The sequence below is a fragment of the Herbaspirillum sp. GW821-FHT09A12 genome, assembly GCF_059418325.1.
Genome location: NZ_JBWKPR010000005.1, coordinates 86,304 through 109,722, shown reverse-complemented (window position 1 = coordinate 109,722; position 23,419 = coordinate 86,304). Strand labels below are relative to the sequence as shown.

The 23,419-nt window shown below is 61.7% G+C and carries 19 protein-coding genes; 9 read left to right on the top strand and 10 right to left on the bottom strand.

Annotation, left to right across the window (positions count from 1 at the left end; all coding sequences use genetic code 11):
* Window positions 1–43: 43 nt before the first annotated feature.
* The gene (clpA, locus tag AC07N6_RS14110) at window positions 44–2,347 is read right to left on the bottom strand and encodes an ATP-dependent Clp protease ATP-binding subunit ClpA (RefSeq protein ID WP_494782520.1); all 2,304 of its coding nucleotides are present in this window, start codon (window positions 2,345–2,347) and stop codon (window positions 44–46) included.
* Window positions 2,344–2,658 (bottom strand): ATP-dependent Clp protease adapter ClpS, encoded by a 315-nt coding sequence (clpS, locus tag AC07N6_RS14105; RefSeq protein ID WP_050468104.1) that lies wholly within the window; start codon window positions 2,656–2,658, stop codon window positions 2,344–2,346. Before clpS ends, clpA begins: the two co-directional genes overlap by 4 nt.
* A 341-nt stretch (window positions 2,659–2,999) precedes the next feature.
* On the opposite strand from clpS, the gene AC07N6_RS14100 reads away from it, so the two are divergent.
* A complete protein-coding gene (locus AC07N6_RS14100) occupies window positions 3,000–3,206 on the top strand; it encodes a cold-shock protein (protein WP_141917199.1) in 207 nt (68 codons plus the stop codon).
* A 173-nt stretch (window positions 3,207–3,379) separates the two neighbouring features.
* Here the strand turns inward: AC07N6_RS14100 and icd are convergent, their stop codons facing one another.
* A complete protein-coding gene (gene icd / locus AC07N6_RS14095) occupies window positions 3,380–4,636 on the bottom strand; it encodes an NADP-dependent isocitrate dehydrogenase (protein WP_494782519.1) in 1,257 nt (418 codons plus the stop codon).
* A gap of 268 nt (window positions 4,637–4,904) precedes the next feature.
* Here icd and AC07N6_RS14090 point away from each other — a divergent pair, with 268 nt between their 5' ends.
* The 3 genes from AC07N6_RS14090 (at window position 4,905) to AC07N6_RS14080 (ending at window position 6,466) form a co-directional block, all read left to right on the top strand.
* Window positions 4,905–5,465 carry a pseudouridine synthase gene (locus AC07N6_RS14090; RefSeq protein WP_494782518.1) on the top strand — a complete coding sequence of 187 codons (561 nt, stop codon included), beginning with the start codon at window positions 4,905–4,907 and terminating at the stop codon, window positions 5,463–5,465.
* Window positions 5,466–5,644: 179 nt separating this feature from the next.
* Window positions 5,645–5,815 (top strand): hypothetical protein, encoded by a 171-nt coding sequence (locus tag AC07N6_RS14085; RefSeq protein WP_494782517.1) that lies wholly within the window; start codon window positions 5,645–5,647, stop codon window positions 5,813–5,815.
* A gap of 183 nt (window positions 5,816–5,998) precedes the next feature.
* Window positions 5,999–6,466, top strand: coding sequence for a DUF192 domain-containing protein (locus AC07N6_RS14080; protein WP_494782516.1), 468 nt, complete (start codon window positions 5,999–6,001; stop codon window positions 6,464–6,466).
* A gap of 163 nt (window positions 6,467–6,629) precedes the next feature.
* Here the strand turns inward: AC07N6_RS14080 and rpsT are convergent, their stop codons facing one another.
* Window positions 6,630–6,896 carry a 30S ribosomal protein S20 gene (gene rpsT, locus AC07N6_RS14075; RefSeq protein WP_050468109.1) on the bottom strand — a complete coding sequence of 89 codons (267 nt, stop codon included), beginning with the start codon at window positions 6,894–6,896 and terminating at the stop codon, window positions 6,630–6,632.
* A gap of 389 nt (window positions 6,897–7,285) precedes the next feature.
* Between rpsT and murJ the strand changes: the two genes are divergently transcribed.
* Together murJ and AC07N6_RS14065 are read left to right on the top strand one after the other, a co-directional pair.
* Complete coding sequence (gene murJ / locus AC07N6_RS14070; protein WP_494782515.1) at window positions 7,286–8,839, top strand: murein biosynthesis integral membrane protein MurJ; 1,554 nt, start codon at window positions 7,286–7,288, stop codon at window positions 8,837–8,839.
* A 153-nt stretch (window positions 8,840–8,992) separates the two neighbouring features.
* Window positions 8,993–9,841, top strand: coding sequence for a SirB1 family protein (locus AC07N6_RS14065; protein WP_494782514.1), 849 nt, complete (start codon window positions 8,993–8,995; stop codon window positions 9,839–9,841).
* A gap of 48 nt (window positions 9,842–9,889) precedes the next feature.
* On the opposite strand, the gene AC07N6_RS14060 is transcribed toward AC07N6_RS14065, so the two are convergent.
* On the bottom strand, window positions 9,890–11,812 hold the full coding sequence (locus tag AC07N6_RS14060) for an ATP-binding cassette domain-containing protein (protein WP_494782513.1): 1,923 nt from the start codon (window positions 11,810–11,812) through the stop codon (window positions 9,890–9,892).
* A 240-nt stretch (window positions 11,813–12,052) separates the two neighbouring features.
* Here AC07N6_RS14060 and AC07N6_RS14055 point away from each other — a divergent pair, with 240 nt between their 5' ends.
* The 3 genes from AC07N6_RS14055 to AC07N6_RS14045 all read left to right on the top strand — a co-directional run bounded on the left by AC07N6_RS14055 (window position 12,053) and on the right by AC07N6_RS14045 (window position 17,198).
* Window positions 12,053–14,506: a penicillin-binding protein 1A gene (locus tag AC07N6_RS14055; RefSeq protein WP_494782512.1), complete on the top strand. Its 2,454-nt coding sequence runs from the start codon at window positions 12,053–12,055 to the stop codon at window positions 14,504–14,506.
* Window positions 14,507–15,171: 665 nt separating this feature from the next.
* Window positions 15,172–15,906, top strand: a complete 735-nt coding sequence (locus tag AC07N6_RS14050; protein ID WP_494782511.1) for a c-type cytochrome — start codon at window positions 15,172–15,174, stop codon at window positions 15,904–15,906.
* Window positions 15,903–17,198: a c-type cytochrome gene (locus tag AC07N6_RS14045; RefSeq protein ID WP_494782510.1), complete on the top strand. Its 1,296-nt coding sequence runs from the start codon at window positions 15,903–15,905 to the stop codon at window positions 17,196–17,198. The genes AC07N6_RS14050 and AC07N6_RS14045 overlap by 4 nt, the downstream gene beginning before the upstream one ends.
* Window positions 17,199–17,267: 69 nt before the next feature.
* On the opposite strand, the gene AC07N6_RS14040 is transcribed toward AC07N6_RS14045, so the two are convergent.
* The 5 genes from AC07N6_RS14040 to AC07N6_RS14020 all read right to left on the bottom strand — a co-directional run bounded on the left by AC07N6_RS14040 (window position 17,268) and on the right by AC07N6_RS14020 (window position 23,377).
* On the bottom strand, window positions 17,268–17,966 hold the full coding sequence (locus tag AC07N6_RS14040; RefSeq protein WP_494782509.1) for a winged helix-turn-helix domain-containing protein: 699 nt from the start codon (window positions 17,964–17,966) through the stop codon (window positions 17,268–17,270).
* A gap of 67 nt (window positions 17,967–18,033) precedes the next feature.
* Window positions 18,034–19,368 carry a phosphoglucosamine mutase gene (glmM, locus tag AC07N6_RS14035; protein WP_494782508.1) on the bottom strand — a complete coding sequence of 445 codons (1,335 nt, stop codon included), beginning with the start codon at window positions 19,366–19,368 and terminating at the stop codon, window positions 18,034–18,036.
* Between the two features lie 99 nt (window positions 19,369–19,467).
* Window positions 19,468–20,316: a dihydropteroate synthase gene (gene folP / locus AC07N6_RS14030; protein ID WP_494782507.1), complete on the bottom strand. Its 849-nt coding sequence runs from the start codon at window positions 20,314–20,316 to the stop codon at window positions 19,468–19,470.
* Window positions 20,317–20,496: 180 nt separating this feature from the next.
* On the bottom strand, window positions 20,497–22,386 hold the full coding sequence (gene ftsH, locus AC07N6_RS14025; protein ID WP_494782506.1) for an ATP-dependent zinc metalloprotease FtsH: 1,890 nt from the start codon (window positions 22,384–22,386) through the stop codon (window positions 20,497–20,499).
* 346 nt (window positions 22,387–22,732) lie between these two features.
* A complete protein-coding gene (locus AC07N6_RS14020) occupies window positions 22,733–23,377 on the bottom strand; it encodes an RlmE family RNA methyltransferase (RefSeq protein ID WP_494782505.1) in 645 nt (214 codons plus the stop codon).
* Window positions 23,378–23,419: the final 42 nt, after the last annotated feature.

The following is a 23,419-nucleotide window of genomic DNA, read 5'->3' as shown; positions in this document are numbered from 1 at the left end:
GCCGGAACGATGTTCCGGCTTTTTCGTGACTGCGGCCTGAAGCTTATTCCACTTCCAGCTTTTCCTGCGGCTCTTCGGGAGGCGCCGAGTCGTCGCCTTCCGGGAACTCCAGCTTGACCTGGTCCTTATCATCCATCTCGACAGTGACGCGACCGCCGCTGACCAGCTTGCCGAACAACAGTTCGTCGGCCAGCGCCTTGCGGATCAGATCCTGGATCAGGCGCGACATCGGACGTGCGCCCATCAGCGGATCGAAGCCCTTCTTGCCCAGGAACTTGCGCAGGCTGTCGGAGAAGACGGCTTCCACCTTCTTCTCATGCAACTGCTCTTCCAGTTGCATCAGGAACTTGTCGACCACGCGCAGGATGATGTCTTCATCCAGCGGACGGAAGCTGATGATGGCGTCCAGGCGGTTGCGGAATTCAGGCGTGAACATGCGCTTGATATCCACCATCTCGTCGCCGGCTTCCTTCTTCTCGGTGAAGCCGATGGTGCGCTTCTGCAAGCTCTCGGCGCCCGCGTTGGTGGTCATGATGATGATCACGTTGCGGAAGTCGGTCTTGCGGCCGTTGTTATCGGTCAGCGTGCCATGGTCCATCACCTGCAGCAGGATATTGAAGATATCCGGATGCGCCTTTTCGATTTCATCCAGCAGCAGCACGGCATGCGGCTTCTTGTTGATCGCCTCGGTCAGCAGGCCGCCCTGGTCGAAACCGACATAACCCGGCGGCGCGCCGATCAGGCGGCTCACCGCATGGCGCTCCATGTATTCGGACATGTCGAAGCGCACCAACTCGATGCCCAGGATGAAGGCCAATTGCTTCGCCACTTCGGTCTTGCCCACTCCGGTCGGGCCGGAGAACAGGAAGGAGCCGATCGGCTTGTCGGTCTTGCCCAGGCCGGCGCGCGCCATCTTGATGGCCGACGCCAATGCCTCGATCGCCGGATCCTGGCCGAACACCACGTTCTTCAGGTCGCGGTCGATGGTCTGCAGCTTGACGCGGTCGTCCTGGTTGACCGATTGCGGCGGGATACGCGCGATCTTGGAAATGATTTCCTCGATCTCGGACTTGCCGATGGTCTTCTTCTGCTTCGACTTCGGCAGGATGCGCTGGGCCGCGCCGGCTTCGTCGATGACGTCGATCGCCTTGTCGGGCAGATGGCGGTCATTGATGAAGCGGGCCGCCAGTTCAGCCGCCGAGGTCAGCGCCGAAGCGGAATACTTCACGCCGTGGTGCTCTTCGAACTTGGACTTCAGGCCGCGCAGGATCTGGATAGTCTGTTCGACGGTCGGTTCGTTGACGTCGATCTTCTGGAAACGCCGGGACAGCGCGTGGTCCTTTTCGAACACGCCGCGGAATTCGGTGTAGGTGGTCGCGCCAATGCACTTCAACTGGCCGCTGGAGAGCGCCGGCTTGAGCAGGTTGGACGCGTCCAGCGTACCGCCCGAGGCCGAACCGGCGCCGATGATGGTATGGATCTCGTCGATGAAGAGGATGCCGTTGGGGCTGTCCTTCAATTGCTTCAACACCGCCTTCAGGCGCTGCTCGAAGTCGCCGCGATACTTGGTGCCGGCCAGCAATGCGCCCATGTCGAGCGAATACACGACGGCGTTCTTGAGGATTTCCGGAACCTCGCCCTGGGTCACGCGCCATGCCAGGCCTTCGGCGATGGCGGTCTTGCCCACGCCGGCTTCGCCGACCAGCAGCGGATTGTTCTTGCGGCGGCGGCACAGGGTCTGGATCACGCGCTCGACCTCGGACTCGCGGCCGATCAGCGGATCGATCCGGCCTTCCGCGGCGGCCTTGTTCAGGTTCTGCGTGAACTGGTCCAGCGGGCTTTCTTTCTGCTGGCCCTCGACCTGCACATCCTCGGCGCCTTCCGGCGCCTTCTGCGGATCGGCCTGCTGGTCCTTGCGCACGCCATGCGAAATGAAGTTGACCACATCCAGGCGGGTCACGCCCTGCTGGTGCAGGTAGTAGACGGCGTGCGAATCCTTCTCGCCGAAGATGGCCACCAGCACGTTGGCGCCGGTCACTTCCTTCTTGCCGTTGGAAGCCGATTGCACATGCATGATGGCGCGCTGGATGACGCGCTGGAATCCCAGCGTGGGCTGGGTGTCCACCTCGTTGGTGCCGGGCACGGTCGGGGTGTTGTCGGTAATAAAATTGGTCAGCGTTTTGCGCAAATCGTCGATATTCACCGAGCAGGCGCGCAGCACCTCGGCCGCGGACGGATTGTCCAGCAGCGCGAGCAGCAGGTGCTCCACGGTAATGAATTCATGACGCGATTGTCTGGCTTCGACAAAGGCCATATGCAAACTGACTTCAAGTTCCTGCGCAATCATGCTTCCTCCATCACGCATTGCAGGGGATGCCCTGCCTTTCGAGCGTGGGTTAAAACGAGTTCCACTTTTGTGGATGCAATATCTTTGGGATATACACCACACATACCCTTCCCATCGCGGTGAACCTTGAGCATGATCTGCGTCGCAGTTTCACGGTCTTTGTTGAAGTACTCCTGGATGACGGCGACGACGAATTCCATCGGCGTATAGTCATCGTTCAACAAAAGAACTTGGTACATAGGGGGCGGCTTAAGTTTCGCCTCTTGCCGCTCCAGCACTGTACCGCCATCATTTTCGTGCTTGGTTGCCATGCGTTTATTTGACCATCAAAAGCTGTGCAACGCACAATGATTACGTAAGATCCAGATGGGGAGATATTACGCGTTTTCCAGATGCTGCGCAGATGACGGTGATTTATCCTAAATCAAGGGCCGTCGTAGTCATCCAAGAAACAAGCGGCCAAACTTTAAGCTGAAAACCGCTTGACTTTTAGATTTCCAGCGAGAACAATGGATTCATTGATTAGTAGTTACTACTTGTCAATGCTGAAGGTATGTATGTAAGGGGGCACGGTTTAAGGGGGGCTGCGTGACGCGCGATGCTTCTTGCTTTAACGGCTCGTGTGATAGTTTAAAATTTGAAAGATGCTTTTATGGCAACAGGTACAGTCAAGTGGTTCAACGATTCCAAAGGTTTTGGTTTCATCACTCCGGATGACGGCGGCGAAGATTTGTTCGCTCACTTCTCGGCCATCAATATGAATGGCTTCAAGACCCTGAAAGAAGGTCAGAAAGTCCAGTTTGATGTCACGCAAGGCCCCAAAGGCAAGCAAGCTTCGAACATCCAGCAAGCCGCTTAATCCCGGTTAGCACCTGAAAAAGCCTCGCATCGCGAGGCTTTTTCATTGCCGCACGCGCGCCCTCTCCCCGCACTTTTGCCAGGCCTGTGCAGCCTGTACGGGCAAGTTTGGGCCGCCATGCAAAAAAGCCGGGCATTGCCCGGCCTTCGCCGTTCCCACATGTGTCAACGTACTCACATGTTTTCGATCATTACCTCACCAAATCCCGAGCAGGAAACCTGGGTCGCACCTTCAAGCAAGCGTGCGAAGTCGTAAGTCACGCGCTTGGACGACACCGATTTCTGCATTGCATTGATGATCAGGTCGGCGGCCTCGGTCCAGCCCATATGGCGCAGCATCATTTCGGCCGACAGGATCACCGATCCCGGGTTGACGTAATCCTTGCCGGCATACTTGGGCGCGGTGCCGTGGGTGGCTTCGAACATCGCCACCGAGTCGGACATGTTGGCGCCCGGCGCGATGCCGATCCCGCCGACCTGGGCCGCAACGGCGTCGGAAATGTAGTCGCCGTTCAGGTTGAGCGTGGCGATCACGCTGTATTCGGCCGGACGCATCAGGATCTGCAGGAAGAACGCATCGGTGATCGCATCCTTGATCATGATGTAGCGCCCGGTCTTGGGATTCTTCAGCCGCATCCACGGGCCGCCGTCGATCAGTTCGGCGCCGAACTCCCTGGCCGCCAGCGCATAGCCCCAATCGCGGAAGGCGCCTTCGGTGAATTTCATGATGTTGCCCTTGTGGACCAGGGTCACCGAAGGCTTGTCATTGTCGATGGCGTACTGGATCGCCTTGCGCACCAGGCGCTCGGTGCCTTCGCGCGACACCGGCTTGATGCCCAGCGCCGAGGTCTCGGGGAAGCGCAACTTCTTGACGCCCATTTCATTGACCAGGAAATCGATCACTTTCCTGACCTCAGCCGAACCGCTCTGCCATTCGATGCCGGCGTAAATATCTTCCGAATTCTCGCGGAACACGACCATGTCGGTCTTTTCCGGTTCGCGCAGCGGCGACGGCACGCCCTTGAAGTAGCGCACCGGACGCAGGCAGACATACAGGTCCAGATGCTGGCGCAGCGTGACATTGAGCGAACGGATGCCGCCGCTGACCGGCGTCGTCAGCGGCCCCTTGATCGAGACCAGATAGTCCTTCACCGCCGCCAGCGTTTCATCCGGCATCCAGACATCCTTGCCATAGATCCTGGTCGCCTTTTCGCCGGCATAGATTTCCATCCAGTGGATCTTGCGCGCGCCGCCATAAGCCTTTTCCACCGCCGCGTTGACCACCTTGAGCATCACCGGCGTAACGTCCACGCCGATGCCATCGCCTTCGATGTAGGGAATGATCGGATTATTCGGGACATTCAGGGTGAAGTCGCCATTGGCGGTAATCTTCCGGCCTTCGGCAGGCACTTGGATATGTTGGTACGACATCGTGGTCTCCGGCGTTTAAGCAGAACAAGCGGGGAATTTTAAGAGATTTCGCGAAAGCAGGTCGGAAGAATGCTCAGGGAAGGCAAAACTATCGTCGGCCAGACGCCATGTCCTCTATAAGACATAAGATATGCCCTCGATTATGCATGAGGATTTTACGGAATCCCATGATTTTGCGACGCCAGGGACTGTTAACATTCAATTTACGCTTGCGAGCTGCTCCCGAAGGGTCGCATCTCGCAAATTAAATGTTAACAGGCCCTAACGCATGCCTCTCATATTATTCAACAAGCCGTTCCAGGTGATGAGCCAGTTCTCCGCTCATCCGGAGCGCGAAACCCTCGCCGGCTACATCCAGATCCCCAACGTTTATCCGGCCGGCCGCCTCGATGCCGACAGCGAAGGCCTGCTGCTGCTCACCGACGACGGCAAGCTCCAGCATGAAATCAGCAACCCGCGCCACAAGCAGCCCAAGACCTATCTCGCACAAGTGGAAGGCGACGCCTCCCCGGAAGTGCTGCAGCGCCTGCGCGATCCGCTCGACCTGGGCGACTTCGTCACGCAGGAAAGCCAAGCCCGGCTGATCCAGGAACCTGGCTGGCTATGGCCGCGCAATCCCCCTATCCGCGAACGCAAGAGCCGGCCGACCAGCTGGATCGCGCTCACCATCAGCGAAGGCAAGAATCGCCAGGTGCGGCGCATGACGGCGGCGGTCGGCCTGCCGACGCTGCGCCTGGTGCGCATCGCCATCGGCCCGTTTTCGCTGGCCACGCATCCGCTGCTGCCAGGGGAATGGCGCGAGGTGGATCCGGATGAGCTGAAACCTTAGGCGACAAGGCACGCGCTGGAATTATCAAAACAACATCAATCGTCCATCGCACGCCCGGCGACGCCCAAAAAAGATCAAAAAGGTTGTCAACCTCTGTTGTCTGCTACCGTTATTGTCAGTGATTCGCACGAATCATCGTTTGCCTCACATCCCTAACATGTTGAATTGAAGGACGCAAAATGAAAAAATTGATCGCCGCTCTGGTCGCTGGTCTGTTCGCAACTGCCGCTTTCGCACAAGCGCCGGCCGCTCCGGAAGCTTCGAAGGCTGAAGCTGCCGCTCCGAAGGCAAAGAAGGCCAAGAAAGCCAAGAAGGCTAAGAAGGCAAAGAAGGCTGCTGAAGCTAAGTAATTAGCGTCGCGCAATTCAAAAAGGCAGGCCAGTCCTGCCTTTTTTCACGTCCGGACGCTTCATTTCCCGCCGCCAAGCATTGCCGGATTGACATGTTCCCCGGTCGCGCCAAAGCACAACTGCGGCGAATCGCTATAATCCTGCAGATTCAACTCCCCGATTGATCGAACACCAATATTGACCATGCGCCAACTCAATCGCACCCGCCTGTTCGCCGGCATCGCCGCCACCCTGCTCACGGCATTGTGCCTTGCCGACGCTGCCGCCCAGACGCCGCAACAAGTCCGCCGCTTCCCGACCACCCAGCTCAACATCGGCATCCACCTGATCAAGGCCGAAGTCGCCCAGACCGAAGCCGAGCGCGAGCAGGGCCTGATGTTCCGGGAAAAAATGGGCGATAACGAAGGCATGCTGTTCCTGTTCGGCGCACCGGCAGGCGTTTGCATGTGGATGAAGAACACGCTGATCCCGTTGTCGGTCGCCTTCATGGATGACAAAGGCGAGATCATCAACATCGAGGAAATGAAGCAACAGACCCTGGATTCGCATTGCGCCAAACGCGGCGCGGTCTATGCGCTGGAAATGAACCAGGGCTGGTTCAAGCAAAAGAACATCAAGCCCGGCGCCAAAATCGAAGGACTGCCCAAGTAAGTCCCCAACGGCGCCTCGGGGCGGAATGCCCCGGCGCCTGCAGCGAACAGCGCGCGCCGAACCGGAAACGATACAAACGCAAAAACCCGCCTGAAAAGACGGGTTTCTGTTTTACTGCAACCGCACTGCGCCGGACTGGCCGGCTCAGCCAAAGGCCGGCGAATTAGGCAGCCAAGGCCTTCAGGGCAGCAGCCAGGCGGCTCTTGTGGCGAGCGGCCTTGTTCTTGTGGATGATCTTCTTGTCGGCGATGCTGTCGATGGTCGACACCGATGCCTGGAACACGCTGGTTGCCGCAGCCTTGTCGCCACCGGCGATTGCCTTGCGAACGGCCTTGATAGCGGTGCGCAGGGTCGAACGCTGGCTCGAGTTGTGCGCGTTTTGCTTAACTGCTTGACGTGCACGCTTGCGTGCCTGTGCGGTATTTGCCATGAAATTATCCTAAATCGAGAGTCGTATGCGCCGCAAACCCTTAGGACTCGCGAAGCCAAATTCTGTAAAGCCTCGGATTATAACCATTTTTCCCTGCTTGGGCAAATACCTTATCCCAACAAGGAGGCCTCCGCGCCGATCCGTTGCATTCAGGTCAAAACGGCACACGCCATCCTGGCTTGCCGCCAGCTGCCCTACCCGACCAGCATAGCAAATGAGCATGCGGATTCAATGACGGACATCAATGTTGCAATAAAGAAATTTCATTGATGTACAGAACCGATTTCAAATCAGGACACTCTACCGCCACCGCTCATCAGGCCACAACGCTTGCCCGCGCCGCCGATTCCCGGCCGCCGGACTGCGCCGCGCCGCTATAATGCCGCACCATGAACTTGCATAAAACGCTCGCGACCATCTCCGGCATGACGATGCTCTCCCGCATCACCGGACTGGCCAGGGAAATCCTGTTTGCCCGCGCTTTTGGCGCCTCCGCCTATACCGATGCGTTCAACATCGCCTTCCGCATTCCCAACCTGCTGCGCCGGCTGTTCGCCGAGGGCGCCTTTTCGCAGGCCTTCGTCCCCATCCTCGCCGAATACAAGAACCAGCGCGGCGAGGAACAGACCAAGCACCTGGTCGACCATGTCGCCACCGTGCTGATGTGGGTGATGCTGGTCACCTGCGTGGCCGGCATCGTCGCCACCCCCTTCGTGGTCTATTTCATCGCCACCGGCCTGAAATACAATCCGGAAGCGTTCGACGCCTCGGTGACGATGACCCGCATCATGTTTCCCTATATCGGCTTCATGGCCTTTGTGGCGCTGGCCGGCGGCATCCTCAACACCTGGAAGGAATTCAAGATTCCGGCCTTTACCTCGGTGCTGCTGAACCTGGCTTTCATCGTCGCATCGCTATTCGTCGCGCCGTTCATGAAACAGCCGATCTACGCCATGGCCTTCGCCGTGCTGGTCGGCGGCATCCTGCAAGTGGCGCTGCAATTGCCGGCGCTGGTGAAGATCGGCATGCTGCCGCGCCTGTACTGGAACCCGATGATCGGCCTCTCCGACGCCGGCGTGAAGCGCGTGCTGCAGAAAATGGGCCCCGCCGTCTTTGCCGTTTCGGCCGCCCAGATCAGCCTGATGATCAACACCAACATCGCTTCGCGCCTGGAGCACGGCAGCGTGTCCTGGCTCTCCTACGCCGACCGCCTGATGGAATTCCCGACCGCGCTCCTGGGCGTGGCGCTGGGGACCATCCTCCTGCCCAGCCTGTCCAATGCCCATTCCGCCGATGACATGGACGAATACTCGGCCCTGCTCGACTGGGGCCTGCGCCTGACGTTCATGCTGGCCATGCCGGCGGCGGTGGCGCTGGCCACCTTGTCGGAGCCGCTGACGGCCACCCTGTTCCACTATGGCAAATTCGACAACCTGTCGGTCACCATGACCGGCCATGCGCTGGTGGCCTACGGCGTCGGCCTGATCGGCCTGGTCACGGTCAAGATCCTGGCGCCGGGGTTTTATGCCAAGCAAGACATCCGCACCCCGGTCATGATCGCCATCGGCGTACTGATCGCCACCCAGTTGATGAACGGCATTTTCGTGCCGATGTTCGCGCATGCCGGCCTGGCCTTGTCGATCGGCCTGGGCGCTTGCCTGAACGCAGCGCTCCTGTTCGTGGGATTGCGCCGCCGCAAAATCTACATGCCGCGTCCGGGCTGGGGGATCTTCCTGGCGCGGCTTACCGGTGCGCTGCTGGTGCTGGCAGGCGTGTCATTGTGGATGGCCGGCCAGTTCGACTGGATCGCCTTGCGGGCCCATCCGCTGGCGCGCATCGGCGCGCTGCTGCTGGTGATCGCGGTATGCGGGCTCGCCTATTTCGGGCCGCTGCTGGCGATGGGATTCAGGTTGCGCGAATTCAAGCGCATCGCCCGGCGTTAAGAACCTGAACAGGTTCCAGGAAGACAAGCAAGTGGAAGAGAATAAACCGGGGCGACCTTGTGTGCCAGAGTAGCTGGCCAGAAACAACAAGTATTTTTTCCGGCGCGTTGCCGAGCGTGACGCACGCCAAAATATTTTGATAGGATGGACGCCATGACGCTCACCTCCCTCGACTATTTTGCTTCGCTGGTGCGCCAGGACGATTCGATCCCGCTATTCGAATCCGCCTTGACGCTGGGTCAGGACTTTTATCCCGAAATGGACTTCGCCGAACAGGAGGTCGAACTCGACCTGCTGGCGCAAAAGCTGCGGCTGCGCTTGCCGTCGGATGCTTCGCAGATCCAGAAGCTGCGCATGCTCAACCATTTCTTCTTCCAGGAAATGGCCTTCGCCGGCAACATCAACAATTATTACGACCCCGACAACAGCTATATCCACCGCGTCATCGCGACGCGGCGCGGCATCCCGATCTCGCTGGCGGTGGTCTATATCGAACTGGCGCAACAGGTCGGCCTGGACATGAAGGGCGTCTCTTTCCCCGGCCATTTCCTGATGAAGCTGTCGGTGCAGTCGGGCGAGATCGTGCTGGACCCGATGAACGGCTCCAGCCTGTCGCGGGAAGAATTGGAAGAACGCCTGGAACCGTACCTGGAACGCCAGCACGAACAGGACTTCGGCGATGAACTGCCGCTGGGGGCTTACCTGCGCGCCGCCCATCCGCGCGAGATCCTGGCGCGCATGCTGCGCAACCTCAAGGCCATTTTCATGGAAAGCCAGCGCTGGCAACAGGTGCTGGACGTGCAGGAACGCCTGGTGATCCTGCTTCCCGAAGAGATCACCGAAAAGCGCGACCGCGGGCTGGCGCGCGCCAACCTCGGCCTGCCCCAGGCTGCGCTGGAAGACCTGGAAGCCTACCTGGCGCTGCGCCCGCATGCGGACGATGCGCAAAACCTGCGCGAGATGCTGCCCGACTTGCGCGACGCCCTGCGCAAGCCCAACTGAGACCCTGTCAAACAGGAACGGCGGCTCCGGACTCCGTCCGGGCGCCGCTTACTTGCGCGTCTCGATCTCTTCCCAGCGCTCCAGGCTGACCAGCAATTCCTCGTCGATCTCGGCAAAGCGCTGGTTCAGCTTCACCGCGTCGTCGGCATTGCTCTTGTACAGATCGGGATCAGCCAGCTTTTCCGAGATCGACTTCTGCTCCGCCTCCAGGGCGGCGATACGCTTGGGCAGCTCCTCCAGCTCACGCTGCTCCTTGTAACTGAGCTTCTTTTTCGGCTGTGCGGGCGCCACGGGCTGTGCGGCCGCCATGCTCGACTCTGCCTTGACTTCGTTCTTGTCGGCCTTGGCCGCCGGCCTGGCCGACGCGGCGGGAGAGGCCGCGCGCACGCGCTCCCAATCGGAATAACCGCCGACATATTCGCGCCAGACGCCATCGCCTTCGGCGGCGATCACCTGGGTCACCACGTTGTCCAGGAACATGCGGTCGTGGCTGACCAGGAACACGGTGCCGTCGTACTCTTCCAGCAATTCCTCCAGCAGTTCCAGCGTGTCGATATCAAGGTCGTTGGTCGGTTCGTCCAGCACCAGCACGTTGGCCGGCTTGGCGAACAGGCGCGCCAGCAGCAGGCGGTTGCGTTCGCCGCCGGACAGCGTGCGCACCGGCGAACGCGCGCGCTCGGGCGAGAACAGGAAGTCGCTGAGGTAGGTCATGACGTGCTTGCGCTGGCCGTTGACCTCGACCCAGTCGCTGCCCGGCGCAATGGTGTCGGCCAGGCTGGCTTCTTCATTGAGCTGGGCGCGCATCTGGTCGAAATACGCCACCTGCATCTTGGTGCCTTGCTTGACCGTGCCGCTGTCGGGCGTTTCTTCGCCCAGGATCAGCTTGAGCAGGGTGGTCTTGCCGGCGCCGTTCTGGCCGATCAGGCCGACCTTGTCGCCGCGCATGAGGATGGAGCTGAAGTCGCGCACCACGGTCTTGGGGCCGTAGGCCTTGTTGACGTTTTCCAGCTCCGCCACGATCTTGCCCGAACGCTCGCCGGCCGACACCTCCAGCTTGACCTGGCCCTGGCGGTCGCGACGGTCGCTGCGCTGCACGCGCAATGCCTCCAGCCGGCGCACGCGCCCTTCGTCGCGGGTACGGCGCGCCTGCACGCCCTTGCGGATCCACACTTCTTCCTGCGCCAGGAATTTGTCGAACTTGGCGTTCTCCACTTCTTCATTGGCCAGCAGCTCGGCCTTGCGCGCCTGGTAAGTACTGAAATTGCCGGGGAAGGACAACAATTTGCCGCGGTCCAGTTCGATGATGCGGGTCGAGACGTTGTCGAGGAAACTGCGGTCGTGGGTAACGAACAGGATGCTGCCCTTGAAGTCGCGCAGCAACCCTTCCAGCCACAGGATGGAGCCGAAGTCGAGGTGGTTGGTCGGTTCGTCCAGCAGCAGCACGTCGGGATTGCCGACCAGGCCGCAGGCCAGCGCCACGCGCTTTTGCATGCCGCCCGAGAGTTCGCCGATCCTGGCGTCGCGGTTCAGGTTGAGCTTGTCCAGCGTGGTCTCGACCTTGTTGCCGATGGACCAGGCATCGGCCGCATCCAGCACGGTCTGGATCTGGTGCATGCGTTCCAGCAAGGCGTCATCGTTGTCGCCGCCGAACTGGCCGGTGATCGCCTCATATTCGGCCAACAACGCGGGCAATTCGCCCAGGCCGGAGGCCACGGCGTCGAACACCGTCATCTCGACCGGGAAATGCGGCTCCTGGTCGACATAGGCGATCTTCAGGCCCTGTTGCATCACCAGCAAGCCATCGTCCAGCCTGGAGCGACCGGCGATGACCTTCAGCAACGACGACTTGCCGGTGCCGTTGCGGCCGATCAGGCCGACGCGTTCGCCGGTCTCCAGCGAGAATTCTGCATGATCGAGGAGTGCGACGTGGCCAAAGGCCAGTTGCGCGTCGCTAAGGGAAATGACTGCCATAGGGAGATGTGCCGCGGCCTGCTGCACCGCGTCTGGAATGTGCGTAAAGAGCGGCATTGTACCGACTGCGGCGAGGAAATGCGGCGCCGCATGGCAGGTTTGTCGAAATGCTTGCCAGGAAGTACATAAAAACATTCCCCGAAACACTTTTTACATCCTGTTAAGCATTGCCGGCGCCCGTCTTTCCGGGCCGGCAGGCTTGATGCTGTAAGATAGCGCATCCAGATTTCCGCCTACTCCATGCATCTTCCAACGTCTCCGGGCCGCTTGCGCCGTCAACGCGGCTTCCTCAATCCCAATATCGCCAAATTCATCGGACTGTCCATCCTCGGCCTCGGCATCGCCGGCGCCCTGCTGGTGGTCTATGCGCTGATCTTCATCAATCCGCGCCTGCCCTCGCTGGACCTGATCACCGACTACCGGCCCAAGGTTCCGCTGCGCATCTATTCCGAAGACAAGGTCTTGCTGGGCGAATTCGGCGAGGAAAAGCGCAGCCTGGTCAAGCTGGACGACATTCCGGCCGACATGAAGAATGCCGTGCTGGCCATCGAAGACTATCGCTTCTACCAGCATGGCGGCATCGACTACATCGGCATCGCCCGCGCGCTGGTGACCGACGTGCTGCGCGGCAGCGCCTCCCAGGGCGCCAGCACCATCACCATGCAGGTGGCGCGCAACGTGTTCCTGACCAAGGAAAAGACCTTCTCGCGCAAGCTCTATGAAGTCCTACTGGCCAACAAGATCGAGAACGCGCTGACCAAGGACCAGATCCTTGAGGTCTACATGAACCAGATCTACCTGGGCCAGCGCGCCTTCGGCTTCGCCGCCGCCGCCCGCACCTATTTCGGCAAGGACCTCAAGGACGTCTCGCTGGCCGAAGCCGCGATGCTGGCCGGCCTGCCCAAGGCGCCGTCGGCCTACAACCCCATCGTCAACCCCAAGCGCGCGCACATCCGCCAGCAATACATCCTGCAGCGCATGCTGGACGTGGGCTTCATCACCCAGGCCCAATACGACGTGGCCGCCAAGGAAGAACTGAAGGTGCGCGCACCGGGCAGCCAGTACAACACCCACGCCGAATACGTCAACGAAATGGTGCGCCAGATGGTGTATGCGCAATACAAGGAAGACACCTACACCCAAGGCTTCAACGTCTACACCACCATCAACGCCGCCGACCAGCAGGCCGCCTATCTTGCCGTGCGCAAGGGCGTGATGGACTACGACCGCCGCCACGGCTACCGCGGCCCGGAAGAGACGGTGGAACTGCCGGCCAACGCCGACGACCGCGCCAGCGCCATCGACGATGTGATGGACGACCATCCCGACAACGACGACATCCTGGCCGCCGTGGTGGTGGCCGCCGGCCCCAAGCAGGTCGACGCGGTGCTGCGCTCGGGCGACAAGGTGAGCATCAAGGGCGACGCCCTGCGCTTCGTCGCCAACGCGCTGTCCGACAAGGCCAAGAAGGAAATCCGCATCCAGCCGGGTTCGCTGATCCGCGTGATGCAGGATGCCAAGCAGAACTGGCAGGTCGTGCAGTTGCCGCAAGTGGAGGCGGCACTGGTGTCGGTGGTGCCGCAGGATGGCTCCATCCGCGCCCTGATCGGCGGCTTCGACTTCACCCAGAACAACTTCAACCACGTCACCCAGGCCTGGCGCCAGCCGGGTTCCACCTTCAAGCCTTTCATCTATTCGGCGGCGCTGGAAAAGGGTTTCGCCCCGGCCAGCATCGTCAACGATGCGCCGGTTTCCTACCCGGCCGGCCCCGGCCAGCCGAACTGGGAACCGCGGGATGACGAAACCCCGGCCGGGCCGATGAGCGTGCGCACCGCGCTGCAAAAGTCGGTCAACCTGGTGGCCATCCGCACGCTCGACTACATCGGCGTGCCCTATGCCAAGGACTTCATCACCGGCACCTACGGCTTCGACCCCGACAAGGTTCCGCCCTACCTGCCGATGGCACTGGGCGCCGGCCAGACCAATCCGCTGCAGCTTTCCGCAGCCTACTCGGTGTTCGCCAACGGCGGCTACAAGATCCAGCCCTACCTGATCGCGCAGATCACCGACTCCCGCGGCAAGGTCTTGTCCAAGGCCGATCCGCTGGTGGTGGGCAACGGCGCGCCGCGGGTGGTGGCCGAACGCAACAGCTACATGATGACCAACCTGCTCAAGTCGGTGGCCCAGCGCGGCACCGGCGCACGCAGCAACAGCCTCGGCCGCGCCGACCTGGCGGGCAAGACCGGCACCACCAACGAAGCCTTCGACGGCTGGTTCGCCGGCTACCAGCGCTCGCTGGCTACCGTGGTATGGATGGGTTACGACCAGCCCAAGAGCCTGGGCGGCATGGAGTTCGGCGCGCAGCTTGCCTTGCCGATCTGGGTCGATTACATGGGCAAGGCCTTGAAGGGCGTCCCGCAATTCGACCAGCCGGTGCCGGACGGCATCCGCTTCATCGATGGCGAACCGTATTACGACAACTTCACGCCCGAGAATGGCCTGGTGACCAACGTCGGCGTGACGGTGGTCGACGCGATTTCCAACTTCTTCGGCTGGACGCCAAGCCAGGCGCCGGCCACGGGCACGCAGCCCGCGCCTAACGCACCTAACGCACCGGGCACGCAACAAGCGCCGCCGTCATCGCGCAACGCGCCTGCCAACAATTTCGACAGCAAACTGTACCAGGGGCATTGAAGCGAAGCGGACCGGAACCCAAAAAGGAAAAAGCGCAGAAGACATCTTCTGCGCTTTTTTTATGCTGGCGCCCCCGACACGGATCGAACGTGTGACCTATCCCTTCGTACCACTATGGCTTTCGCCACCAGATGAATGTTTGTGGTCTGGACTATACCTTGGCCTTGGGCGGCTATCGCCATTGAGGCAACGTCGCCGACAGGCCGGAGCCGTCTAGTCTCTACACCTTCCGGTTCCCATGCTTGCCTGGAACCGGCTTGGCTCGGTATCGCCAGCAGCCGCACGCCATGTTGGCCGATGCGCTGTCAGGGTTCACCGAATTTGACTCCATTCACGCGGCGCCTTTCGGCATCCGGTGCCCAATTGTCTTTAGGAGGGGATCGCTCTATCCACTGAGCTACGGGGGCAGCAGGTCGCTATTGTAGCCGCTGCGCCCCGGCTTGGAAAGCAAAGGCCGCGCCGCGCGCAGTGTTGTGCGCATGCGCCATGCAGGGATATGTATGGAATGCCGGCCTGCGCCCTTCCACTACAATGGCCGGATCGCTGCCCAGGCAGCGCCAGAAAAAACCATAAAAATCGCATCGGCCCCGGCCATCCCGGCCGATGCCGGTAAAGGGAGACCGACGTTGGCGTTCATACCGTACAGCCGGTTCGCGCGATGCCTGATGTTGCTGGCATGCAGCCTTGCCATCGGCGCGGCGCAGGCGCAAACCCCGTGGACACAAACCCCGCCGGCGCCTCCTGCGGTTGCGACCGCTGCCATTCCCGGCATGCCGGAGCGGGTTGCGGCCTGCATCGCCTGCCATGGCAAGGAAGGCCGCGCCACTCCGGACGGCTACTATCCGCGTATCGCGGGCAAACCCGAAACCTATCTGTACAACCAGTTGCAACACTTCCGCGACGGCCGGCGCCAGTATCCGATGATGAACTACCTGCTCGGCAACCTTTCGGACGACTACCTGCATCAGATCGCCGCCTTCTTCGCCAACCAGCATCCGCCTTATCCGGCGCCAGCGCCGGCCGATGCCTCGGCCGCCGTCTTGCGGCACGGCCAGCAGCTCGTGACGCAAGGCATCAAGGAGCGCCAGATCCCCGCCTGCGCCGCCTGCCACGGGGCGGCGCTGACCGGCGTGCAGCCCGCCATTCCCGGCCTGCTCGGCCTGCCGCGCGACTACATCAATGCGCAACTGGGCGCATGGACCAATGGCGTGCGCCAGGCCAGATCCCCCGATTGCATGGCGGCGATTGCCCATAAACTCACCCCGGAAGACATCAACGCCGCCAGCAGCTGGCTGTCGGCGCAACCGGTGCCGCACAATGCCGCGCCGGCAACGTCACTGCCGGCGCCGTTGCCGCTGACCTGCGGCAGCATGGCGCCGGCAGGAGGGCCGGGATCATGAAAAAAGCGCTCTGCATTATCGCCGCTACCGTGATGGCCGCTGCCATCGCAGTACCTGCCGCAGTCGTGGCATGGCAGTTGCTGCGCAACGAAGATCCCGGCATCGCCACGCCCGTTGCCGACCGCGCGCAGCAGATCGAACGCGGCCAATACCTGGCGCGCGCCGGCAATTGCATCGGCTGCCACACCCCGCGCGGCGGCGACGCCTATGCCGGCGGCCGTGCGATCGCCACCAAGTTCGGCACGCTCTACTCCTCCAATATCACGCCGGACAAGAAGACCGGCATCGGCAGCTGGGATGCCGACGACTTCTGGCGCGCGCTGCACCATGGGCGCGCCAAGGATGGCCGCTTCCTCTATCCGGCCTTCCCCTTCCCCAGCTATACCAAGGTCAGCCGCGACGATTCCGATGCGCTGTTCGCCTTCCTGCAGACGATCCCGGCCACAGACCGCCCCAACCGGGAACACGCGCTGCGCTTTCCCTACAACCAGCGCATCCTGCTGGCCGGCTGGCGCGCCCTGTACTTCGAACCGGGCGAATACCGCGCCGATGCCGGACAATCGGTCCAATGGAACCGCGGCGCCTATCTGGTCCAGGGGCTGGGGCATTGCAGCGCCTGCCACACCGCGCGCAACGCCTTTGGCGCCACCGTCGCCCAGGCGGAATTGGCAGGCGGCATGATCGCGATGCTGGACTGGTATGCGCCGCCGCTCAACGGCGACCGCGAAAACGGCCTGGGCAACTGGGAAACCGCCCATCTCGCCGCCCTGCTCAAGACCGGCGTCTCGCCGCGCGGCGCGGCCTTCGGGCCAATGGCCGAGGTGGTGGGACGCAGCCTGCAATACCTGGACGACGCCGATATCGACGCCATGGCCATCTACCTGAAGTCGCTGCCGCCGGACGCGTCATCGGCACGCCCGCCAGCGCAATCGCCGGAACCGGCCGAAGCCGCGCGCATCATCAAGCTCGGCAAACAGCTTTACGGGGATTTATGCCTCGACTGCCACCGCGACCAGGGCCAAGGCATGCCGCCCGGCTATCCGCCGCTCAATGGCAACCAGGCGCTCACCGCTTCATCCCCGGTCAATGCCATCCGCATCGTGCTCAACGGCGGCTACCCGCCCTCGACGGCGGGCAACCCTTATCCGTTCGGCATGCCGCCCTTCGGGCCGAGGCTGAGCGACCAGGAAGTGGCGGCCGTGGTTTCCTACATCCGCAACAGTTGGGACAACCGGGCCGGTTTCGTCTCGCCGTCGGAGGTGAACCGCTATCGCGGCGTGCCGCTGGATTGAACGTTACAGACGTAAAAAAAGCGAACCGGACAGATGGCTCGCTTTCTTGTCCAGCCTGCATGCGGCAGGTCAATCCTGCGCTTCCACACACATCCGGTATCCCACGCCGCGCACCGTCTGCACATAGTGCGACAGATCGCCTAACGACTTGCGCAGGCGCATGATGTGGACATCCACGGTGCGCTCTTCGATAAAGGTATGGTCGCCCCACACCTTGTCCAGCAGTTGCGAGCGCGAGAAGATGCGGTCCGGATGCGCCACCAGATAGCGCAACAGCTTGAATTCGGCCTGGTCCAGCGCCACCGGCTGCCCGGCCACCGACACCTGGCGGCGCTCGACGTCGATGCTGATCTCGCCGTACTTGAGCAACTGGCTGCCAATCTCCGGCGTCTTGCGGCGCAACAGCGCCTGTACCCGCGCCACCAGTTCCTTGGGCGAGAACGGCTTGGTCACGTAATCGTCGGCGCCTTCATTCAAGCCTTTGACCTTGTCCTCCTCCATCCCCTTGGCGGTCAGCATGATCACCGGCAGCGCGGCGGTGCGCGGCTCCCGGCGCAGCTCGTTGAGCAATACCAGGCCGGAACTGTCGGGCAGCATCCAGTCCAGCAGCACCGCATGCGGCAGCGACTCGGCGATCGATTTGCGGGCTTGCGCAACATCGGTGGCAATGGTCGTGACAAAACCCGCCCCTTGCATCGTGAAACGCAACAATTCAGCGATGCTGGGCTCATCTTCGACCAGCAGGATATGGGGCGACTCTTTTGACATGGTCCTTCTGCCTGGAAACTACGTCACGGCTTGGGCGCCCACGGACAAACCCGCAAGCGCCATGGAGTTACAGCACCTTGTCGGCGATGCGCTGGGCCATGCTGCGCGCCAGCTCGGCATCCTCGGCTTCGACCATCACGCGAATCAGCGGCTCGGTGCCGGAAGGACGCAGCAATACCCGGCCGCGCTCGCCCAGCGACTCTTCCACGGCCGCCCGCTCGGCCTGCAGCGCCGCATTCGACTTCCAATCGTAGCCGGCCGGGATCCTGACATTGACCAGCGACTGCGGAAACAGCTTGATGTCGGCCGTCATCTGCGCCAGCGACTGGCCGCCGCGCTTCAACGCCGACAGCACCTGCAAGGCAGAAACGATGCCGTCGCCGGTGGTGTGCTTGTCCAGGCACAGCAAGTGGCCCGAACCTTCGCCGCCCAGCAGCCAGCCCTTTTCCTGCAGCACTTCGAGCACATAGCGGTCGCCCACCTTGGCGCGCTCGAACGGGATGCCCATCTTCTTGAAGGCCACCTGCAGCGCCATATTGGTCATCAGGGTGCCCACCGCGCCGTCGACCGGGCCGGTAGCGAGGCGGTCCTTGACCATCAGGTACAGCAGCTCGTCGCCATTGTAGATGCGGCCCGATGCGTCAACCATCAGCAAACGGTCGGCGTCGCCATCCAGCGCGATGCCGAGGTCGGCGCGGTTGGCGCGCACCGCATTCGACAGGGCCTGGGGCGCCGTGGCGCCGCATTCTTCGTTGATGTTCAGGCCGTTGGGCTTGTTGCCGATGGTGATGACCTCGGCCCCCAGTTCGTGGAACACGTGGGGCGCGATGTTGTAGGCGGCGCCATGCGCGCAGTCGAGCACGATGGTCATGCCGCGCAGGTCCAGCGCATTGGGGAAGGTGCTCTTGCAGAATTCGATGTAGCGGCCCTGGGCATCGTCCAGGCGGCGCGCCTTGCCGAGTTTTTCCGAGGGCACGCAATCCATGGGCTGTTCCAGCGCCGCTTCGATGTCGGCCTCGAGCGCGTCGGGCAGCTTGTTGCCCGACGCCGAAAAGAACTTGATGCCATTGTCGTGGAAGGGATTATGCGAGGCCGAAATCACCACGCCGGCCGACAGCCGCAACGCCCGCGTGAGGTAGGCGACGGCCGGCGTGGGCACCGGGCCGGCCAGCATCACGTCCACGCCGGCGGCGGCAAAACCCGCTTCCAGGGCGGCTTCCAGCATGTAGCCGGAGATCCGCGTGTCCTTCCCGATCAGCACCGTGGGACGCGCAGCCCCGTCGCGCGCCTTGGCCAGTACCTTGCCCGCGGCATAACCCAGGCGCATGACGAAATCGGGAGTGATGGGCGCGACGCCCACGCGGCCGCGAATGCCATCGGTGCCGAAATATTTTGCTGCCATAAATCGTTTCCTTCTAAATTGATTGCCGCTCTGTGGCGGCATCGCGGGATGCCGGCATGGCACGCCCTGTCATTCCATTCTATTTTTTATTTACCGGGATCAATGCTCTTCCCGTCCGGCTTGCCACATGTTGAGCGCATCGACGGTTTCGGCCACATCGTGCACCCGGATGATCATCGCCCCCTGCTGGGCCGCCGCCAGCGCCGCCCCGATACTGCCTGCCATGCGCTTTTCCAGCGGTTTTCCCGTGACCGCGCCGACCATGGATTTGCGCGACATCCCCGCCAGCAAAGGCAGGCCGAGCGCGCCGATCATGCGTCGGGTGTTCTTGAGCAAAGCCAGATTATGCGCCAGTGTCTTGCCAAAGCCAAAACCCGGATCGATACAGATGCGCTCGCGCGCCACGCCGGCCGCCGTCATCCTGTCCACCTGGCGGCGCAGGAAATCTTCCACCTCCGCCACCACATCATCGTAATGCGGCTCCTGCTGCATGGTCTGCGGCTCGCCCTGCATGTGCATCACGCACAGGCCGGCTTCGCTGTCCTTGACGGCGTCGATCGCCCCCTCGGCGCGAAAGCCGTTGATGTCATTGATCATGTCGACTTCAGCCAGCAGCGCCTCGCGCATGACAGCCGGCTTGTAGGTATCGATCGAGAGCGGCTTGCCGCAGTCGCGCAGCGCATAGATCACCGGCATCACGCGCGCCAGTTCCTGCTCCAGCGACAGCGGCGCGATGCCGGGGCGGGTCGACTCGCCGCCGATGTCGATGATGTCGACGCCGTCGGCGATCATCTGCTCCGCATGGGAAAGCGCGAATTCGAGCGAATTGTGGCGCCCGCCGTCGGAAAAGGAATCCGGCGTGACATTGAGAATGCCCATCACCAGGGGGCGACGGCCTTGTTGCATCGGCAGGCGGAACCTGCCGCATTTCAGGAATGCTGGTGTCATCGTGCGTTGTTGCCTGTTTCTTTGTTGCTGTCTTGTATTTTTCTTGTATTGCCCGGACGGCCCAGCCTCGCAACCGGACATGCGGCGACCGATGCAATGGCCGCGCCGGGCAGAAAAAAGGGTGAGGATCGCTCCTCACCCTTTGATCGGTTCGCTTGCCAAACCCGGCGGCCGGGATGATCAGGCCGGCGCAGTGGCGTTGGGCGAGATGTCGCCCGGGCGATTGTTGTCCGACGAGGACTTCTTGGCCGGCACGCCGTTGCGCGGCGGGCGCGGCTCGTCGCCGTTCATGATGTCGCTGATCTGGTCGGCATCGAGGGTTTCCCACTCCAGCAGCGACTGCGCCATCACTTCGACCTTGTCGCGGTTTTCTTCCAGCAGCTTGCGCGACAGCGCGTATTGCTCGTCGAGGATGCTGCGGATTTCGGCATCGACCTTTTGCTGGGTGGCTTCCGACACGGTCTTGGACGCCATGCGGCCGAAGTAGGCATCTTGCTCGGAATCCTCGTAGACCATGGTGCCCAGGGTCTCGGACATGCCGTAGCGGGTCACCATCGCGCGGGCCAGCTTGGTGGCGCGCTCGAAGTCGTTGGAAGCGCCGGTGGACATCTGGTGCATGAAGATCTCTTCGGCGATACGGCCGCCGAACAGGATGGAGATTTCCTCCAGCATCTTGTCCTTGTACATGTTCACACGGTCATGCTCAGGCAGTTGCCAGGTCAGGCCCAATGCGTAACCGCGCGGCATGATGGTGACCTTGTGCACCGGATCGGCCTTGGGCAGCAGCTTGGCGACCACTGCGTGGCCGGACTCGTGGTAGGCGGTGTTGCGGCGTTCTTCTTCGCGCATCACGGCCGACTTGCGTTCCGGGCCCATGACGATCTTGTCCTTGGCGTCTTCGAAGTCCTGCATCTCGACCAGGCGCTTGTTGCGGCGCGCGGCGAACAGGGCCGCCTCGTTGACCAGGTTGGCCAGGTCGGCGCCGGAGAAGCCGGGAGTGCCGCGGGCCAGGATGTCGGCCTTGACGTCCGGGGCGATAGGCACCTTGCGCATGTGCACGTACAGGATCTGTTCGCGGCCGCGGATGTCGGGCAGGCCGACCATCACCTGGCGGTCGAAACGGCCCGGACGCAGCAGCGCCTTGTCCAGCACGTCGGCGCGGTTGGTCGCTGCGATCACGATGACGCCGGAATTGGCTTCGAAGCCGTCCATCTCGACCAGCATCTGGTTCAGGGTCTGCTCGCGCTCGTCGTTGCCGCCGCCCATGCCGGCGCCGCGATGGCGGCCGACAGCGTCGATTTCGTCGATGAAGATGATGCAGGGGGCGTGCTTCTTGGCGTTCTCGAACATGTCGCGCACGCGGGATGCGCCCACGCCGACGAACATTTCAACGAAATCCGAACCGGAGATGGTGAAGAACGGCACCTTGGCTTCGCCGGCGATGGCGCGCGCCAGCAGCGTCTTGCCGGTACCCGGGGGGCCGACCATCAGCACGCCGTGCGGAATGCGGCCGCCCAGTTTCTGGAATTTGGTGGGGTCGCGCAGGAACTCGACCAGCTCCTGCACTTCTTCCTTGGCTTCGTCGCAGCCGGCGACGTCGGCGAAGGTGACCGAGTTGCTGTTCTCATCGAGCATGCGCGCCTTCGACTTGCCGAAGGAGAACGCGCCGCCCTTGCCGCCGCCCTGCATCTGCCGCATGAAGAAGACCCACACGCCGATCAGCAGCAGCATCGGGAACCAGGAAATGAAGACTTGCGACAGGAAGGATTGCTCTTCCGGCTGCTTGACGTCGAACTTGACGCCGTTATTGAGCAGGTCGCCGACCAGGCCGCGATCCAGGTAGGTAGCGGCGGTCTTGACCTTGGTGCCGTCCTGCGTGGTGGCAACGATGGTGCGGTCTTCGATGGTCGCATCCTTGATGTGGCCGGCCTTCACCTCGCTGATGAAGTCGGAATACGCGATCGCCTTTGCGTTCGACGCCATGGTGCGGCTGTCGAACTGTTTGAACACCATAAACAGAACGAGCGCGATGACCACCCAGATGGCGGCTTTGGAAAACATGTTGTTCACTGGAACTCCTCCGACGCCGATGCGCCACGTTGCCTTTATATGCCCCGATTTTACCCGGATTCAAACACCCTTACTAGGAAACCGCCCATCCCGTCGTGCTTGCCTGCAACGCCGCGCCGGCCTGATCGCCAACGCGGGCATTGCCAAACCAATATCGGAATCACGACTCGGGGAAATATGCGATGAAAGCAAACTACATCGATCTTGCCGAAATGACAGCCACCTCAAGCATAAGTTGCTTCCTATAATGCGATATAGGGCTGAAGCGGCGCAAAACAAGACGCAAAACAGGCTGGAACCGGAGAATTGGAGATAAGGCCGACCTTCGATCCACTTTATCCGATTTTCAGCGAGGATTCTTCAGGATTTTCCCCAACAGGAAGATTTCGGAAGATTTGTCCCGGCTGGCCTTGGGTTTCTTGGAGGCCACCGTCTTGAACTCGGCGCGGAACTTGTGCACCAGTTCGTTGTAGCCGGTGCCGTTGAAGCATTTCACCAGCAGCGCGCCGCCGGGCTTCATGTGCGCCTGGGCGAACTCGATTGCCAGATCGATAAGATACTCGACCCGCGCCGCATCGGCGATCGCCACCCCCGACAGGTTGGGCGCCATGTCGGACAGCACCAGATCGACCTTGCGCCCATCCAGCAAGGCCTCCAGCTGGCGCAGCGGCTCTTCCTCGCGGAAGTCCCCCTGGATGAAATGCACGTCGGCGATCGGGTCCATCGGCAGGATATCCAGGCCGATGATGATGCCGTGGATACCGCCGCCCTCGGCCCCCGCCAGCTTGTTGCGCACATACTGGCACCAGCTGCCGGGCGTGCAGCCCAGGTCGACGATGATCTGTCCCGGCTTGACCAGGCGCTCTTCTTCATCGATCTCTTTGAGCTTGTAGGCCGCACGCGCACGATAGCCTTCCTTCTGCGCGAGCTTCACATAAGGATCGTTGATATGGTCGTGTAACCAGTTTTTGTTTAATTTGTTCTTTGCCATTCGCGTAGAATACTGTTTTTATCTCTTTCAGGGACAGCTTCG